This is a genomic window from Promicromonospora soli, from assembly GCF_014653785.1.
Taxonomy (GTDB): Bacteria; Actinomycetota; Actinomycetes; order Actinomycetales; family Cellulomonadaceae; genus Promicromonospora; species Promicromonospora soli.
In genome coordinates this window covers 21,402-38,122 of sequence record NZ_BNAS01000007.1, presented here as the reverse complement: position 1 = coordinate 38,122, position 16,721 = coordinate 21,402, and the positions used below count along the sequence as shown (strand labels likewise).

Genomic DNA, 16,721 nt, shown 5'->3' with positions numbered 1-16,721 from the left:
GCCACTCGCCGGTCACGTGCCCGCGGAGAGCAGAACGTGCATGCTGAGCGCGTTCATGGTCACCGACGTGCGGGGGCCGGCCTCGTCCTCGGGCAGCTCGGGGGCGTCCCACGCGGAGTCCCACACCAGCTCCCACGGTGCGCTGCCGGGCTGGGTCGGCGGCAGCGTCACGTAGGCGTCGTCCAGGCCGCCGTTGATGACCAGCAGCACGTCGGCGTCGCCCACGGCCGGTCCGGGCCGGAGCATCTGCAGCACTCGCCGGGAGGGGTTGTTCCAGGTGGCGGGCTCCATCGGCGCCCCTGCCCCGGAGAACCAGAGCAGGTCCGGGTCGGACTCGCCCGGCCTGGGTGCGCCGAGGTAGAACGAGTCGGGGCGCAGCGCCGGGTGCTCCCGTCGCAGCCGCAGCAGATAGCGGGTCGTCTCCAGCAGGTCGGTGGCGGCGTAGTCCTTGGGCCACCGCAGCCAGGAGACCTCGTTGTCCTGGACGTACGCGTTGTTGTTGCCGCCCTGCGTGCGGCCGAACTCGTCCCCCGCGGTCAGCATCGGCGTGCCGGCCGCGAGCAGGAGGGTGCCCAGCAGGTTGCGCTGCGACCTGCGGCGGGGCGGCACGATCGCCTGCCAGGGCTCCGTGGTGGCGTCGTCGCCGGACAGGGTGTGGCCCTCGATCCCGTGGTTCCACGACAGGTTGTTGTCCGACCCGTCGCGGTTGTCCTCGCCGTTGGCCTCGTTGTGCTTGTGGTCGTAGGCCACGAGGTCGGCGAGCGTGAAGCCGTCGTGCGCCGTCACGTAGTTGACCGACGCCACAGGTCCGCGCACCAGCGGCGGGTCACCCGGCCCGAACAGGTCGGCGCTCCCGGCCAGGCGGGTGGCGAGGTCGCGCAGGCCGACCATCTCCAGCCCGTGCGCACCCTGCCGGGGCGCATCCAGCCAGAACTGGCGGGCGGCGTCGCGGAACCGGTCGTTCCACTCCGCCATGGGCGGCGGGAACGACCCGGTCTGCCAGCCGCCGGGCCCCACGTCCCAGGGCTCCGCCACGAGCTTGAGGCCGGACAGCACCGGGTCCGTCTGCAGCGCCACCAGCAACGGGTGGTCCGGGTCGAACCCGACGTTGCCCCGGCCGAGCGTCACCGCGAGGTCGAACCGGTACCCGTCGACGCCGACGGTCTCGGCCCAGTACCGCAGGGAGTCCAGGGCCATCTGGATCACGCGGGGCCGCCGGAAGTCCAGCGAGTTGCCCGTGCCCGTGACGTCCGCGAGGGCGGCCGGCGAGGCGCCGTCGTGCAGGTAGTAGACCGGGTTGTCGAGGCCGCGCCAGGACAGGTGCAGGCTGTCGTCGCCGCCCTCGCAGGTGTGGTTGTAGACCACGTCGAGCAGCACCTCGATGCCCGCCTTGTGCAGCAGGTACACCATGCCGCGCACCTCGTCGAGCACGGCCTCGGCGCCCCGGTCCTGGGCGGCCTGGGTCGCGTAGGCGGCATTGGGCGCGAAGAACCCGAGCGTGTTGTAGCCCCAGTAGTTCGGCAGCCCGTCGGCGGCGAGCCGTGGCTCGGCCACGCTCTGGTGGATCGGCAGCAGCTCGAGCGTGGTCACCCCCAGGCTCTTCAGGTGCTCGACGACGGCCGGGTGCGCCGCCCCCGCGTAGGTGCCCCGCAGCTCTGCCGGGATGTCCTCACGGAGCATCGTCAGGCCGCGCACGTGCGCCTCGTAGATCACCGTGTCGGCCCACGGCACGCGCGGCCGGGACAGGGGAGCCGGCGGCGGCAGCGGCCCGACGACCACGGAGTGCGGCACGTACGCCAGGGAGTCCCGGTCGTCCGCGGCGCCGTAGCGGTCGCCCAGCCACCAGCCCGGTCCCGGCCCCTCGTCCCGCCGTGTGGCCACCGAGCCCACGATCTCCGGCCCGTACCGCAGCTCGCCCGCGAACCCGCGCGCGTACGGGTCGACCAGCAGCTTGTTCGGGTTGTGCCGCAGTCCCGCGCGCGGGTCCCACGGCCCGTACACCCTGAAGCCGTAGCGCTGGCCCGGCGCGACTTCCGGGACGTGCGTGTGCCAGACGCCGTACACCGGGCCCACCATCTCGAACCGACGCTCGGCGTACCGGTTCGGGTCGTGCTCGTCCAGGGCCGGGTCCGTGACGTCGATGAGGCACAGGTCGACGGCGGTCGCGTGGGATGCGAGGACGGCGGCGTCGATCCCGCCGTCGGGCGTGACGTACACGCCCAGCGGTGGAACGTGGCTGCGGCGGGCCGAAGGCCGGATCAGCGGCCGGACGACCGGACGCGGCGCCGGGTCGCCCGGCGCCCGCTGCGGTCTTGCTCTTTTGGACTGCACCATGTGCCCAATCGTGGCAGAGACGCGATGGTGGACGCCGATCCGTCCCACGCCGCCCGACGTCGTACCGTTACCCCATGCGCATCGTGGTCACCGCCAAGTACGTCCCCGACATCAACACCGAGCGTGGTTTCGAGGACCGTCGGGTCGTGCGCAACGCCGGAGACGGCACCCTCAACGAGCTGGACGAGAACGCGATCGAGGCCGCCCTGCGGCTGGTAGAGGCCGAGCGCGAGTCGGGCAGCATCGGGCCCCAGGAGGGCGAGGTGGTCGTCATCACCATGGCCGGGCCCGACGGCGACGTCGCGCTCCGCAAGGCGTTCCAGCTGGGCGTGGACCGCGGCATCCGCGTGTCCGACGACGCCCTGGCCGGCTCCGACTACTTCGGCACCGCCGCGGTGCTCGCCGCGGCCGTCCGCAAGCTCGGCGAGGAGTCCCCGGTGGACCTCGTGGTGACCGGCATGGCGGCCCTCGACGGCCTGGGCTCCGTGATCCCGACCCTGCTGGGAGCCGAGCTCGGCCTGCCCACCCTGAACCTCGCCAAGAAGGTCGAGCTGGCGGGTCGCGTGCTCACCATCACCCGCGAGCTCGGCGACGTCACCGAGCAGCTGTCGGGCCCGCTGCCCGCCGTCCTGTCCGTGACGGACACGGCCAACCAGCCGCGCTTCCCGGGCTTCAAGCTCATCATGGCGGCCCGCAGCAAGGCGATCGAGGTGTGGTCCCCGGCCGACATCGGGATCGACCCGGCCGTGGCGGGCACCGCCGGTGCGCGCACGGAGACGCTGTCGGCGGCCCCGCGCCCGGAGCGCGCCGAGCCCGAGATCGTCACCGACAAGGGTGAGGGCGGCGTGGCGCTCGCCGACTTCCTGATCCGCAACGACCTGGTCTGAGTGAAAGGCACGTGATGACCAACCGCACCGTTCTGGTACTGCTCGACCCCGCGACCGAGGTCCGCACCAGCGTGCTCGAGCTGCTCACCATCGCGCGCGGCCTCGGCCGGGTCGAGGCAGTCGCCCTGGAGGCGCCCACCGTCGAGGTGCTGGCGCAGCTCGGTGCCTACGGCGTCGAGACCGTCCGCCAGGCGCAGCCCGCCCGCGACGGCGCCTCCGTGAGCGGCGACGAGCGGCACCTGCCCGCCGTCGTCGCCGCCGGGCTGGCCGCCGCGGTGCGCCTCACCGACGCGGACGTGGTGCTGCTGCCCACGTCGTTCGCCGCGAAGGAGGCCGCGGCGCTCGCCGCGCACGAGCTGGGCGCAGGCCTCGTCATCGACGCCGCCTCCGTCCGCGAGCAGGGCGGCCGGATCGTGGCCGGCAAGCGGGTCTTCGCCGGCTCGTGGGACACCGAGTGCGCCGTGACCACCGACGTCGCGGTGGTGACCGTTCGCGCCAACTCCGCCGTCGCGCAGCCCGCTGCGGCCGCCGTCGAGCCCGTGACCGAGGGCTTCGCCGTCGAGGTGGCCCCGTCCCCGGTGAAGCTGCTGTCCCGCGAGGTCAAGTCCGACACGAGCGGCCGGCCGCCCCTGGACCAGGCGGCGGTCGTGGTGGCCGGCGGGCGCGGCACCGACGGCGACTTCGGACCCGTCGAGGACCTCGCGGACGCCCTCGGCGCGGCAGTCGGCGCATCCCGCGACGCCGCGTTCGAGGGCTGGTGGGACACGTACGTGGGGCAGACCGGCGTCACGGTCGCCCCGCGCGTCTACATCGGCGCGGGCATCTCGGGCGCGCCGCACCACCGCGGAGGCATGCAGGCGTCCCAGGTGATCATCGCGGTGAACAGCGACCCCGAGGCGCCGATCTTCGAGATCTGCGACTTCGCCGTCGTGGGCCGGCTGGCCGATGTGCTCCCGCAGGCCGCGGCAGAGATCCGCAAGCACAAGGGCTGAGCACGATGCAGGACCGGGAGGTGCCAGCTGTGCCGTCGCTCGGTCCCGCCGAGCGGCGTCGGGCCGCGCGGCACCTCCTGCTGGACGGGTTCGGCGTGGCCGCGCAGGAGCGCCTCGCCGCGTCGAAGGTGGTCGTGGTGGGCGCAGGCGGCCTCGGGTCGCCGGTGCTCCAGTACCTCGCAGCTGCCGGCGTGGGCACGCTCGGCATCGTGGACGACGACGTCGTCGACGCCTCCAACCTGCAGCGCCAGGTGCTGCACTCGGTGGCCGACGTCGGGCGCGCGAAGACGACGTCGGCCGCCGACGTGCTGCGCGGGCTGGCCCCCGACGTCGAGGTGGTCGCGCACCGCGACCGGCTGACCCGCGACAACGCCAGGGCGATCCTCGGCGGGTACCACCTGGTGGTCGACGGGTCGGACACGTTCGAGACGCGCTACGCCGTGTCCGACGCCGCCGCGAGCCTCGGCCTGCCCGTCGTCTGGGGCACGGTGCTGGGCTGGGACGGTCAGGTGAGCGTCTTCTGGTCGGCGGCGCCGGACGGGCGTGCGATCACCTACCCGGACGTGTTCGGCCCGCAGCCTCCCGAGGGGGAGTCGTGCGCGACGGTGGGCGTGCTGAGCCCGGCGTGCGGCGTCGTGGGCTCGACGATGGCGGTCGAGGCCGTGAAGGTCCTGACCGGGACGGGCGAGCCGGCGCTGGGCCGTCTGCTGGCCTACGACGCGCGCACCTCCGCGTGGGACACGATCGTGCTGGCGCCACCGCCGCCGGGCCCCCCGGGCGGCGCTGTGGCCCCGGGTGCGGAAGGTGCGGGCCTGGCAGCGACGCCGGTCCCGGCCGGGTCCGGCACGGCCGCAGCCTCGACCGGCACGGTCGCGAGACCGGCGACGCGGCTCGCGGCGCCCGGTGTGCTGCTGCTCGACGTCGGGCTGCGGCCGGGCGCCGTGCCCGGGGCCGTGTTCGCGCGCCTCGAGGATCTGGCGGCGGGGAACTTCCCGCCCGAGCTGCTGGACCACCCGGTCGACGGGCCGGTGCTCGTGGTGTGCGAGCGAGGACTGCGGTCGCGCGGCGCGGAGGAGCTGCTGCGCGCCGAGGGCTGGCGCGACGTGACGAGCCGCGCGCTCCTCGGGTGAAGTGCGTGGACCTACTTCCTGGACACGTCCCGTTCACCTGGACGTACCGGACCTTTCGCGGGTGAGACACCGCCTGCTCCTAGGTTGACGTCGACCCACCCCCCAAGTTCGGACCGGAGAGTCTCCGATGACGATCGCCCCTGAAAACCGCCCGCTGCTGATGGTGAACACGCACGCGCGCGGTAAGCGCAGTGCCGTCACCTGCCGCCTCAAGTGCAATGACGCGTGCCTTCACCCCGCTCCCAACGAGAGCGCCAACGAGTACTTCAAGGATGTCGTGAGCTCGGTGCTGTCGCGCCGTGCCGTGCTCGGCACGCTGGCGGTCGCCGCCGGTGCCGTGGTGATCGGCGCACAGGGCGTCGGTGCGCCGTCGGCCGATGCCGTGACCCTGCCCGAGGGGCGCTTCCCCGGCCACGCCGGCCGCGGCCTGGCCTTCGGCGCGATCGACCCGCAGCCCGTCGACGTCGACGCGCTGGTGGTGCCCGAGGGCTACACCTGGGACCCGATCATCCGCTGGGGTGACCCGATCCTCCCGGGTGCGCGCACCTTCGACCCGGACAACCAGACGCCGGAGCAGCAGGCCAAGCAGTTCGGCTACAACTGCGACTACCTCGACATCCTGCCGTTCGACGCCGGCGCCTACACCCGCGGCACCCGCGGCCTGCTCGTCTCGAACCACGAGTACACGAACGCGGCGGTCATGTTCCCGCCCACCGCCAAGTACTGGGAGACGGACGCCGCAGGCAACGTCACCACCAAGAAGAACGCGTACGCCCGCGCCATCGAGCGCGCCGCGCACGGCATGGCGGTCGTTGAGGTCCGGCGCCCGGCGCCGGGCAAGCCCTGGTCCTACCAGCGGATCAGCCCGGTCAACCGCCGCATCGACATGGACACCGAGTTCGTCATCGACGGCCCGGCAGCCGGCTCCGACCTGCTCAAGACGACGGCGGACCCGACCGGCACCCGCGTGCTCGGCACCATGAACAACTGCGCCGGCGGCACCACGCCGTGGGGCACCGTCCTGTCGGGCGAGGAGAACTTCAACGGCTACTTCGTGCGTGCGGGGGCCAACCCGACCGCCGACGCCCGCTACGGCATCGCCGCGACCACCAGCTACGGCTGGGAGGCCGACGACCCCCGCTTCGGCGGCGGCGCCGGGTACGAGAACGAGGCCAACCGCTTCGGCTGGATCGTGGAGCTCGACCCGCACGACCCGTCCGCACCGCCCGTGAAGCACACCGCCATGGGCCGGTTCAAGCACGAGGGCGCGAACGTCACCCTGTCCCGCCGCGGCCACGCGGTCGCGTACATGGGCGACGACCAGGCATTCGACTACGTCTACAAGTTCGTCTCCTCCCGCCGCGTGGCCCCGGGCTACTCGCAGTGGGCCCGTGCCCACAACAAGACGCTGCTCTCCGAGGGCGACCTGTACGTCGCGAAGTTCACCGGTGACTCCCCGGCCGCCGAGATCGACGGCTCGGGCGCGGTCCCGTCCGACGGCGCCTTCGACGGCTCCGGCGAGTGGCTGCCCCTCGTGGTCGGCGGTGCCAGCAAGGTGGCCGGCATGTCCGTCGAGGAGGTGCTGGTCTACACGCGCCTCGCCGCGGACAAGGTCGGCGCCACCAAGATGGACCGCCCGGAGGACGTCGAGATCAGCCCGGTCACGGGCCGCATCTACGTGGCGTGCACCAACAACTCGGGCCGCACCCCGACCAACACCGTCGAGGGCCCCACGGAGCCCAACCCGCGCAACCGCAAGGTCGTGGGCGGCGCCACCGTCAACGGCAACCGGGACGGCCACGTGGTCGAGATCATCCCGTCGGGCGACCAGACCTCCACCCGCTTCACGTGGAACCTGCTGCTCGTCGCGGGCGACCCCGCCGTCGAGGGCACGTACTTCTCGGGCTACCCGCGCGAGCGCGTGTCGCCCATCTCATGCCCGGACAACCTCGCGTTCGACGCCGAGGGCAACCTCTGGATCTCGACCGACGGCCAGCCCAGCTCCAGCTCGATCGCCAAGTGCGACGGCCTGTTCAAGGTGCCGGTCGTGGGCCCGGAGCGCGGGCACGTGCAGCAGTTCCTCTCGGTGCCGGCCGGCGCCGAGACCTGCGGCCCGATCATCGACTCCCGGGACGGCATGGTCTACGTGAACGTGCAGCACCCGGGCGAGGACGGCACGTACGCCGCGCCGCAGTCCTTCTTCCCGGACTACGTCGCCGACGGCGCCACCCCGGAGGCCGGCGACTTCCGCGGCCCGCGTCCGACGGTGGTGCAGGTCTACCGCACCCGCTGACCTCCCGGAGCGACCAGACGGCCGGGTGGCCGGCAGCACTCAGCTGTCGGCCACCCGGCCTCTTGCCGGTCCATGACGCTTCCGCACTTTCCGGGCGGTGCACCGGGCGGCTGCGCTAGGTTGCGGCGATGATCGGTGAGACAGCACATCTGTCCAGGTCATGATCGGATCCTTCAGCGGCGTCCAGCTCGTGGCGAGCCGCAGGGTGTGCCGAACGGAGAAGATATCTGGTGTCGCATTCCGAGCCGTGGCTCCGCATCGTCGAGGATGCTCGCCACTACCCGTCCCCGCACAACTCGCAGCCCATCAAGCTCCGGCCCGTCGACGACCGGACCGCGCAGCTCTACTACGACCTCGACCTGGGGCTCCCGGCGGAGTCGTTCGGCATTCCTTTCGGGCACGTCTGCGCGGGCGTCTTCCTGGAGTCGCTCCGCACCGTGGCCGAAGGGCTCGGGTACGGGGTGGCGGAGAGCCTCGACCACGGCGAGATGGACTTCGCGAGCACCGACCGGCTGCACGCCCTGGGCACGGTGACCCTCACGCCCCGGCCCGTATCGTGGGACGAACGGGCACGGCTGGAGCTGTTCCGGTCCCGCCGCACGTCCCGTCGCCCCTACGACACACGGCTCGTGCCCGACGAGGTACTTGCGGCCGCCGCCGGTGTGGCGAGCTCGGCGGGGCACACGTTCCGCACGACCGCGGACCGCCGGACCGTGCGCAGGCTGGTGCACATCAACCAGGCGACCCTGTTCTCGGACCTGCGCAACGACGCGGTGTACGACGAGATCATGACCTGGCTGCGGTTCAGCAAGGACGACGCGCGCGTCCGGGCGGACGGCCTGAGCGCCGAGGCCATGCTCATGCCCGGCCCCCTGCTCAGGTTCGTGATGTCGCACCGCGACCTGTGGGACGCGCCGGTCATCGGCGCGGCGATCCGCGGCATCTACCTGAACACCATGCGCGGGGTGCGCCAGCTCGGCCGGCTGGAGGGCCCGTTCGCGAAGCCTGCCGACTACATCGAGGCCGGCCGCACGTTCATGCGGCTCTGGCTCGAGCTCACCGCCTTCGACGTCCGGCTCCACCCGTTCGGGACGGTGATCACCAACCCCGGCTCGCACCGGGCGTTCGTCGAGGCGGTCGCCGCCGACGAGAGCCAGGACCGGATGGCCTGGATGCTGTTCCGCTTCGGGTACAGCAAGACGCCGCCCGAGGCACACCGCCGCCCCGCCACGTCGATGCTGATCGGAGCAGGCGCATGAAGCGCATCCTCGCGTTCGCCCTGGTGGGCCTCGTGGACGCCGTCGTCCGCCCGCTCACCCGCAGCGTCAACACCCACAAGCTGCTCCTCGGGCCGGGCATCGAGCCGGTGCGCTGGTGGCTGGGCCGCCTGCGCGCGTGGCGCACCTTCGACCTGGCGGCGCGGGAGGTTCCCGCCTACCGTGCCTTCCTCGCGGAACGCGGCCGCGACGGGCGGCTCGGCTTCACCGGCTCCCTCGCCGAGGCCTTCCAGGGGATCCCGGAGATGGACAAGTCGTCCTACATCAAGCGCTGGAGCATCCCCGAGCGCTGCATCGGAGGACGGCTGCCCCGCCGCGGCGTCGTCGTCGACGAGTCCTCGGGAAGCTCGGGGACGCCCACGAGCTGGGTCCGCGGACAGGAGGAACGCGCCGCCACCCGCCAGCTGCTTCAGGTGGGTTTCGCACGCACCGCTTCGACCCTGCGCAAGAAGCCGTTCGTCCTGAACGCGTTCTCCCTCGGTGCCTGGGCCACCGGCATGAACGTCTCGGCCTCGCTCACCGAGGTCACGATGATCAAGTCCTGCGGGCCCGACAAGGACAAGATCATCAGCACGATGCAGGAGTTCGGGACCGAGTACACCTACATCATCACCAGCTATCCGCCCTTCCTGAAGTCCCTGTTCGAGGACGACCGCCTGCGCTGGGAGGACTACGACATAGTCGCCGCGTTCGGCGGCGAGGGAATCAGCGAGAACATGCGCTCGCACATCCTTCGTTTCGCCCACAGTGCGTTCGGCTCGTACGGGGCGAGCGACCTGGAGATCAACCTCAGTATCGAGACCGACTTCACCGTCGCCCTGCGCCGCGCGATCGCCGGTGACCCGCGCCTGTCCGAGCGACTGACGAGGACCGGTGAGTACGGCGTGCTGCCGATGATCTTCCAGTTCAACCCGTTCGACTACCTGATCGAGACGAACGACGCCGGCGAGCTGATCGTCACCATCGCCCGGGACAGGAACATCAACCCTCGCATCCGGTACAACATCCACGACCGCGGTCACGTGCTGCGCATGCGCGACGTCCTGCCGGTCCTGAAGGAGCTCGGCCACGACTCCGTCGTCGACGAGAAGTTCCTCGACCTCCCGCTGCTGTTCCACTACGGGCGGTCCGACCTGTCCGTCGACTACAACGGCGCCGTCGTCGGGCCCGACGCACTCCGCGACGTCATCCACAGCAGCACCGAGCTGCTGGAGGCCGTCGAGAACCACCGGCTGATCAGCTTCGAGGACGAGCGCGGCGACCGGCAGCTGCACATCGCACTCCAGCTGACCGAGAGCGCGACGGCCGCGGCAGGCCTGGAGCAGGAGCGGTTCCGGGCATTCGTCGCCGACGAGCTCCGCCGTCGTAACGCGGACTTCCACAACGGTGTGCTCACCGCGCCGGACGGCACGCTGCCCACCATCGCCTTCTACGGCCACCACTCCGGGCCGTTCGCCACGGACGGCGGCAAGCTCAAGAACGAGTACGTGTGGCAGCTGCCCGCCGGCGACCTGGCGCGATGGGACATGGACTTCTCCCACGTGTTCTCCCGCGAGTGACCGTCGCGCGGCTCACACCGCGGGATGCGATCGGGGCTCCGCGGCGTTCGTAGACTTGATGACCGTGACCACCCCGCCCCCTGACCCTGCGCGCACGCCGCTGACGGCGAGCGGCGCGCACGGTGAGCCGCGCCGCGAGCCCGACGGCGCGTACCTCGACCACGCCGCGACCACGCCGATGTCGGCCGCGGCGCTCGCCGCGTTCGTGGCCGAGGCGCAGCGGACCGGCAACGCGTCGTCGCTGCACTCCGCGGGCCGGACGTCGCGGCGGGCCGTCGAGGAAGCGCGCGAGACGCTCGCGAAGTCGCTGGGCGCGCGGCCCAGCGAGGTCATCTTCACGTCGGGCGGCACGGAGTCGGACAACCTGGCGATCAAGGGCATCTTCTGGGGGCGCCGCGCCCAGGACCCGCGCCGCACCCGGATCCTGGTCTCCGCGGTGGAGCACCACGCCGTGCTCGACCCGGCGTTCTGGCTCGCGGGCCACGCGGGCGCCGACATAGTGCTCCTGCCCGTCGACAGGGAGGGCCGGCTCGACCTCGCCGCCCTGCGCGCCGAGCTCGCCGCCCATGCCGCCGAGACGGCGCTGATCAGCGTCATGTGGGCCAACAACGAGGTCGGCACGCTCCAGCCCGTTCGCGACGTGGTGCGTGCGGCGCGCCCGTACGGCATCCCCGTGCACACCGACGCCGTGCAGGCCGTGGGCCAGGCCGAGGTGGACTTCACAGAGTCCGGCGTGGACGCCATGACCATCACCGGCCACAAGCTCGGCGGCCCGGTCGGCGTCGGCGCCCTGCTGGCCAAGCGCGACCTGGCGCTCGACGCGGTGATCCACGGCGGCGGCCAGGAGCGCGGGGTGCGCTCCGGGACGCTCGACGTCGCCTCGATCGCGGCCTTCGGCGTCGCCGTGCGCCACGCCGTCGACTGCGTGCCCGACCGCGCCGCCCGGCTGTCCGCCCTGCGCGACGACCTCGTCGCCCGGGTGCGTGCCGTCGCGCCCTCCGCGGTGCTGCGCGGCGCCGACCCGGCGTCGGACGACCGGCTGCCCGGCAACGCGCACTTCACCTTCCCGGGCGCCGAAGGGGACTCCCTGCTGTACCTGCTGGACTCCGCGGGCGTGCAGGCGTCCACCGGGTCGGCCTGCCAGGCGGGCGTGCCGCAGCCGTCGCACGTGCTGCTGGCGATGGGGGTCCCGGAGACGGAGGCCCGCGGCGCCCTGCGCTTCACGCTCGGGGCGACGTCCACCGAGGCCGACGTCGACCGGCTCGTGGCTGCCCTGCCGCAGGTAGTGGCGCGGGCGCAGGCCGCAGGCCTGGTGTCCGGCCGGGCGATGGGCGGCATGGCATGAGGGTGCTCGCCGCCATGTCGGGCGGCGTCGACTCAGCGGTGGCGGCCGCGCTCGCCGTCGAGGCGGGGCACGACGTCGTGGGCGTGCACATGGCGCTGTCCCGGAACCGGGACCAGTTCCGCACGGGGTCGCGCGGCTGCTGCTCCATCGAGGACGCGGGCGACGCCCGCCGCGCCGCCGACGTGCTCGGCATCCCGTACTACGTGTGGGACCTGTCCGAGCGGTTCGAGGACACCGTCGTGGCCGACTTCCTGTCAGAGTACGAGGCCGGCCGCACCCCCAACCCGTGCGTGCGCTGCAACGAGCACATCAAGTTCGAGGCCCTGCTCGACAAGGCGACGGCCCTCGGGTTCGACGCTGTCGCGACGGGCCACTACGCGCAGATCGAGAGCCGCGAGGTCGCGCTACCGGGCGGCGGGCGGCGCACCGTGCGCGAGCTGCACCGCTCGCCGAACGACGCCAAGGACCAGTCGTACGTGCTGGCCGTCGCCGGGCCCGAGCGGCTCGCTCGCGCGATGTTCCCGCTGGGCGGGTTCGCGTCCAAGGACGAGGTGCGCGCCGAGGCCGCGCGGCGCGGGCTGTCGGTGTCCGCGAAACCCGACTCCTACGACATCTGCTTCGTGGCCGACGGCGACACCCGCGGGTTCCTGCAGTCCCGGCTGGGCTCCCGCCCGGGTTCCGTGGTGGACGTCTCCGGCGCGGTGGTGGGCGAGCACGACGGCGCCTACGCGTTCACCGTCGGCCAGCGCCGGGGGCTTGCCCTCGGACGCCCGGCCGCCGACGGCAAGGCGCGGTACGTGGTGGACGTGCAGCCCGCGACGAACACCGTGGTGGTCGGTCCCGCCGAGCTGCTGAGCGTGGACCGGATCGCGGGGGAGAAGGCGCTGTGGTTCGACGGCGTGCTTCCGCCGGTCGAGCCGAGCCCGTCGCTGCCGAACCCGCTGGTCGAGCCTGTCGAGACCCCCGCCGCCGTCGTCCCCTCCGCTGACGAGTGGTTCGACGCCGAGGTGCAGGTCCGCGCGCACGGGGCGCCCGTCCCGGCGCGGGTGCGGTCAATCGCCCGGCCCGCCGGCGCGTATGGTGACGGCATACCGGACGGCGAGCGACCGGCGTCGGCCGCTGACGGGTCGGACCCGTCCGCTCCCGCGATGGAGATCGAGCTGACCGGGGCACCCCTGCGCGGGGTCGCGCCGGGCCAGTCGGTGGTGGTGTACAGCGGTACGCGCGTGCTGGGCCAGGCGACGGTGTCCCGGGCCTGGCGGGCTCCCGCGCCGCGGTAGCAACCGACCGGACTCGCTGGCCTCGGTCCCTCGGGACGAGATCGGTCGATTGATCGACCGATCCGGTCCCGACCGACCGATCTCACGCGTGAGGGCCCGCCTGAACCTGCCGAACGAGGAGAGCTGATGACTGCTGTGAGCGGACACGGGCCGTGGCCCGGGGGCGAGCGCGACGTGCTCGAGGCGCAGCAGCTGGCGCTGGGCGAGCTCGCGGAGCTGCCGACCGGCGTCTACGCGGTGCCGTTCCTGACGCAGCTGGCCCAGCGTGGTCCGGGCGCGGACGCCCTCGGGCGGACGGCGGCGCGGCTCACCGAGATGCCCGTCGAGCTGGGCCCGCACGGCTGGAAGCTGACCGAGCGCCCCGGCGTCGACGCGCGGCGGGCGGAGACGTTCTGGCGCGAGGACCTCGGCGCGCTCGCCATCGCGGCGCACGGCCACGCGGGCCCGCTCACCGTGGAGGTACTGGGGCCGTGGACGCTGGCGGCCCAGCTGTGGTCGGCCCGCGGGGACCGCGTCCTGGCCGACGCCGGCGCCCGCAACGCCCTGGCCGGCGCGCTCGCCGACGGCCTGCGCACGCTGGTGGCGGACATCGTGGCCCAGGTTCCCGGTGCCGAGGTGACGGTGCAGCTCGCGGAGCCGCTGCTCGGTCAGGTGCACGCGGGCGTGCTGCCGACGTTCTCCGGGTTCTCCCGGCTGCGGGCGGTGGCCGGGCCGGAGATCGTCGAGGGCCTGGAGCCGGTGCTCGCGGCGGTGCGGGACGCGGGTGCGCGCTCCGTGGTGCACCTCGGGAGCACGTGGGTGGGAGTGCCGCCGGTGGTGCTCGCCGGCGCGGACGCGCTGGGCCTGAACCTGGCCGAAGTCGGGCCGGGCGGCTGGAACGCGCAGGCCTGGGAGCTGATCGCCCGCGCCATGGAACGCGGCACGGGACTGTGGGCAGGGCTGCCGCCCGCGCAGATCTCGCAGTGCGCGGGGCCGGCGCTCGGCGAGCTCGCCGACCTCGTCGGGGTGCCGTGGCGGCGGGTAGGCCTGCCCGCCGCGCAGCTGGCGGACGTGACGCTGCTGGCCGCGCCCCGGAAGTCGTTCGGCTCGACCGACGAGCACCGAGCGGAGCTGGCCAACCTGGGCCGAGTAGCGGAAGCCCTGGCGGAACGCGCGGAGGCGTGATTGCTGTGGGCGTGATCGTTGCGACTATGTGCCCGCTTTAGGCGCAACGATCACGCCCACAACAAAGGTGGGCGGGGCTATGGGGTCTGGTCTGTCAGGCGGTTCCACAGGAACGTCCAGTGCGTGGCCGCCATGTACGCCGCCTGTGCGTTGTTCGCCGCCCCTCCGTGGCCGCCCTCGATGTTCTCGTAGTACGTCACGTCCTTGTCCGCGGCCAGCATGAGCGCCGCCATCTTGCGGGCGTGGCCGGGGTGCACGCGGTCGTCCTTGGTCGACGTCGTGAACAGCACCGGCGGGTAGTCCCGGGCTGCGTCGAACAGGTGGTACGGCGAGAACTTCTGGAGGAACTCCCAGTCGTCGGTGTCCGGGTCGCCGTACTCCGCCATCCAGGAAGCCCCCGCGAGCAGGTGCGAGTACCGCTTCATGTCCAGCAGCGGGACACCCACGATGATCGCCCCGAACAGCTCCGGGTACTGCGTCAGCATGTTGCCGGCGAGCAGCCCGCCGTTCGAGCGGCCCTCCATGCCGAGCTGCGCGGGCACGGTGATGCCCCGGGCGACGAGGTCGCGTGCCACGGCCGCGAAGTCCTCGTACGCGCGGTGCCGGTGCTCCTTCAGCGCAGCCTGGTGCCAGGCCGGCCCGTACTCGCCGCCACCGCGGATGTTCGCCACGGCGTACACCCCGCCGCGGTCCAGCCACGCGCGCCCGACCGTGCCCGAGTACCCGGGCAGGATCGCGTGCTCGAACCCGCCGTACCCCCACAGGAGGGTGGGTGCGGGGCCCGCCTCCCCGGAGACGAGGTCCGCGCGGCCGACGACGAAGTAGGGGACGCGCGTCCCGTCGTCCGACTCCGTGAACAGCTGGCGGACCTCCAGGCCCGCGGTCTCGAAGTAGGAGGGCGCGGACTTGAGCACCTCGGGCGCCTCCGGCTCCTCGCCGGGGCCGACGACGCCGGTGCGCGCCAGCGTCGACGGCGTCAGGTACCCGGTGGTGACAACCCAGACGTCGTCCGAGTCGACGACGTCCACCGCGCCGACGCCGACGGTGAGCAGCTCGCCGCCCACGGGTAGCTCGGAGCGGACCCACGCCCGTTCGCTGGTCGATCCTGCCCCAGCGCTGGTCGAGCTTGTCGAAACCTGGGTCTCGACCGGCTCGACCACCGGAGCGGGCGGCGTCAGCACGTACAGGAGGTTCTTCACGTCGTCGAGCACGTTGAGCACGAGGCGGTTCCGCGTCCAGGTGGTCCCCGAGAGCGATGTCGTCGGCGTCGGCTCGAACAGGACCGTCAGGTCGCGGGACCCGGCCATGAAGTCGTCGAACAGGGCGGCGAGCAGGGACCCGGCGCGGTAGGTCGTGCCACCGAGCGCCCAGTCGTCGCGCAGCCGCACCAGCATCCACTCGCGGTGCAGCCCGACGTTCGCCGAGTCCGGCACGTCGATCTTCGTGAGCGTCTGGCCGGGCGTGCCCACGCCCGTGGCCAGGTACGTCTCGTTGGCGTAGAAACGCAGCGCGCGGTGCACCAGGTCGCGCTCGAAGCCCGGGGTGTGCGAGCGGGACGCGCTGATGTACATGTCCTGCTCGGTGCCCTCGTAGACGAGGGTCGCCTCGGCCAGGGGAGTGCCGCGCCGCCACCGCTTCACCTGCCGCGGGTAGCCCGCCGGCGTCAACGTGCCGTCGCCGAAGTCCGTGTACACGTAGACCGTGTCGGCGTCGACCCAGGCCAGCCCGCCCTTGGCCTGGGCCCGGACGAACCCGCCCTCGCCCTCGGGCACGAACTGCTTGGTGACCAGGTCGAACTCGCGCGTCACGTCGGAGTCGGAGCCGCCCGGCGAGAGGTCGACGAGCGCGTGCCGGCGGGGCTCGCCCGCCGCGAGCTGCTCCGGCGTCGGGCGCAGGACGCTCGCGCCGTGCCAGACCCAGCTCTCGCCCTCCTGCGCCGCGAGCTCGTCGAGGTCGAGGACGATCTCCCACTCGGGGTCGTCGGTCCGGTAGGAGTCGAGCGTGGTGCGGCGCCACAGGCCGCGCTGGTGCTCGGCGTCCTGCCAGAAGTTGTAGTAGTGCCTCCCCACCTTGGAGACGTGCGGGATCTTGTCGTCCGAGTCGAGCACCTCGCGCACCGCCCGCTGGGTCTCGGCGAAGGCCGGGCCGCCGAGGGCCGCCGCGCTGTGCGCGTTGCGCTCACGCACCCAGTCCAGCGCGGTGTCGCCCTCGACGTCCTCGAGCCAGCCGAACGGGTCGGCCGCGGTGGGGTCGAGGGGGGTCGCCGGGAGAGCGGATCGGGTGGCGGTCTGGGTGTGCTCGACGCTCATGGGGAGCACCCTACGCGGCTCGCCGCGGCGTCCGCCGTCATCCGGCCACTAGCCGGCCTCCTGAACAGAATCGCCCGACTTTTGCTATTTTGGGGTGATACCGGGCCTCCGGCCTTCCGTATTCGTCAGTGGCACTTATTTTCGCAGGTCG

At 72.8% G+C, this 16,721-nt stretch carries 11 protein-coding genes; 9 read left to right on the top strand and 2 right to left on the bottom strand.

Annotation, left to right across the window (positions count from 1 at the left end; genetic code table 11):
• Positions 1-12: 12 nt before the first annotated feature.
• Positions 13-2,334 (bottom strand): glycogen debranching protein GlgX, encoded by a 2,322-nt coding sequence (glgX, locus tag IE250_RS20430; RefSeq protein WP_189671156.1) that lies wholly within the window; start codon positions 2,332-2,334, stop codon positions 13-15.
• Positions 2,335-2,408: 74 nt separating this feature from the next.
• Here glgX and IE250_RS20425 point away from each other — a divergent pair, with 74 nt between their 5' ends.
• The 9 genes from IE250_RS20425 to IE250_RS20385 all read left to right on the top strand — a co-directional run bounded on the left by IE250_RS20425 (position 2,409) and on the right by IE250_RS20385 (position 14,261).
• A complete protein-coding gene (locus IE250_RS20425) occupies positions 2,409-3,221 on the top strand; it encodes an electron transfer flavoprotein subunit beta/FixA family protein (RefSeq protein WP_189671155.1) in 813 nt (270 codons plus the stop codon).
• Positions 3,222-3,235: 14 nt separating this feature from the next.
• Positions 3,236-4,213 (top strand): electron transfer flavoprotein subunit alpha/FixB family protein, encoded by a 978-nt coding sequence (locus IE250_RS20420; RefSeq protein WP_189671154.1) that lies wholly within the window; start codon positions 3,236-3,238, stop codon positions 4,211-4,213.
• A 20-nt stretch (positions 4,214-4,233) separates the two neighbouring features.
• Positions 4,234-5,343: a HesA/MoeB/ThiF family protein gene (locus IE250_RS20415; RefSeq protein ID WP_229872633.1), complete on the top strand. Its 1,110-nt coding sequence runs from the start codon at positions 4,234-4,236 to the stop codon at positions 5,341-5,343.
• A gap of 127 nt (positions 5,344-5,470) precedes the next feature.
• The gene (locus IE250_RS20410) at positions 5,471-7,636 is read left to right on the top strand and encodes a PhoX family protein (protein ID WP_189671152.1); all 2,166 of its coding nucleotides are present in this window, start codon (positions 5,471-5,473) and stop codon (positions 7,634-7,636) included.
• Positions 7,637-7,866: 230 nt separating this feature from the next.
• Positions 7,867-8,895, top strand: a complete 1,029-nt coding sequence (locus IE250_RS20405; RefSeq protein WP_189671151.1) for a hypothetical protein — start codon at positions 7,867-7,869, stop codon at positions 8,893-8,895.
• Positions 8,892-10,472, top strand: a complete 1,581-nt coding sequence (locus IE250_RS20400) for a phenylacetate--CoA ligase family protein (protein ID WP_229872632.1) — start codon at positions 8,892-8,894, stop codon at positions 10,470-10,472. Before IE250_RS20405 ends, IE250_RS20400 begins: the two co-directional genes overlap by 4 nt.
• A gap of 58 nt (positions 10,473-10,530) precedes the next feature.
• The gene (locus IE250_RS20395) at positions 10,531-11,817 is read left to right on the top strand and encodes a cysteine desulfurase family protein (protein ID WP_189671150.1); all 1,287 of its coding nucleotides are present in this window, start codon (positions 10,531-10,533) and stop codon (positions 11,815-11,817) included.
• Positions 11,814-13,097: a tRNA 2-thiouridine(34) synthase MnmA gene (mnmA, locus tag IE250_RS20390; protein ID WP_189671149.1), complete on the top strand. Its 1,284-nt coding sequence runs from the start codon at positions 11,814-11,816 to the stop codon at positions 13,095-13,097. Before IE250_RS20395 ends, mnmA begins: the two co-directional genes overlap by 4 nt.
• Positions 13,098-13,223: 126 nt before the next feature.
• A complete protein-coding gene (locus IE250_RS20385) occupies positions 13,224-14,261 on the top strand; it encodes a uroporphyrinogen decarboxylase/cobalamine-independent methonine synthase family protein (RefSeq protein ID WP_189671148.1) in 1,038 nt (345 codons plus the stop codon).
• A gap of 77 nt (positions 14,262-14,338) precedes the next feature.
• On the opposite strand, the gene IE250_RS20380 is transcribed toward IE250_RS20385, so the two are convergent.
• Entirely contained in the window at positions 14,339-16,570 is a 2,232-nt protein-coding gene (locus IE250_RS20380; protein WP_189671147.1) for a prolyl oligopeptidase family serine peptidase, read from the bottom strand.
• Positions 16,571-16,721: the final 151 nt, after the last annotated feature.

Excerpts from the sequence above, each read along its gene's own strand:
- glgX (WP_189671156.1), bottom strand. The coding sequence starts at position 2,334 with ATGGTGCAGTCCAAAAGAGCAAGACCGCAGCGGGCGCCGGGCGACCCG.
- IE250_RS20425 (WP_189671155.1), top strand. The coding sequence starts at position 2,409 with ATGCGCATCGTGGTCACCGCCAAGTACGTCCCCGACATCAACACCGAG.
- IE250_RS20420 (WP_189671154.1), top strand. The coding sequence starts at position 3,236 with ATGACCAACCGCACCGTTCTGGTACTGCTCGACCCCGCGACCGAGGTC.
- IE250_RS20410 (WP_189671152.1), top strand. The coding sequence starts at position 5,471 with ATGACGATCGCCCCTGAAAACCGCCCGCTGCTGATGGTGAACACGCAC.
- IE250_RS20400 (WP_229872632.1), top strand. The coding sequence starts at position 8,892 with ATGAAGCGCATCCTCGCGTTCGCCCTGGTGGGCCTCGTGGACGCCGTC.
- IE250_RS20395 (WP_189671150.1), top strand. The coding sequence starts at position 10,531 with ATGACCGTGACCACCCCGCCCCCTGACCCTGCGCGCACGCCGCTGACG.
- mnmA (WP_189671149.1), top strand. The coding sequence starts at position 11,814 with ATGAGGGTGCTCGCCGCCATGTCGGGCGGCGTCGACTCAGCGGTGGCG.
- IE250_RS20385 (WP_189671148.1), top strand. The coding sequence starts at position 13,224 with ATGACTGCTGTGAGCGGACACGGGCCGTGGCCCGGGGGCGAGCGCGAC.
- IE250_RS20380 (WP_189671147.1), bottom strand. The coding sequence starts at position 16,570 with ATGAGCGTCGAGCACACCCAGACCGCCACCCGATCCGCTCTCCCGGCG.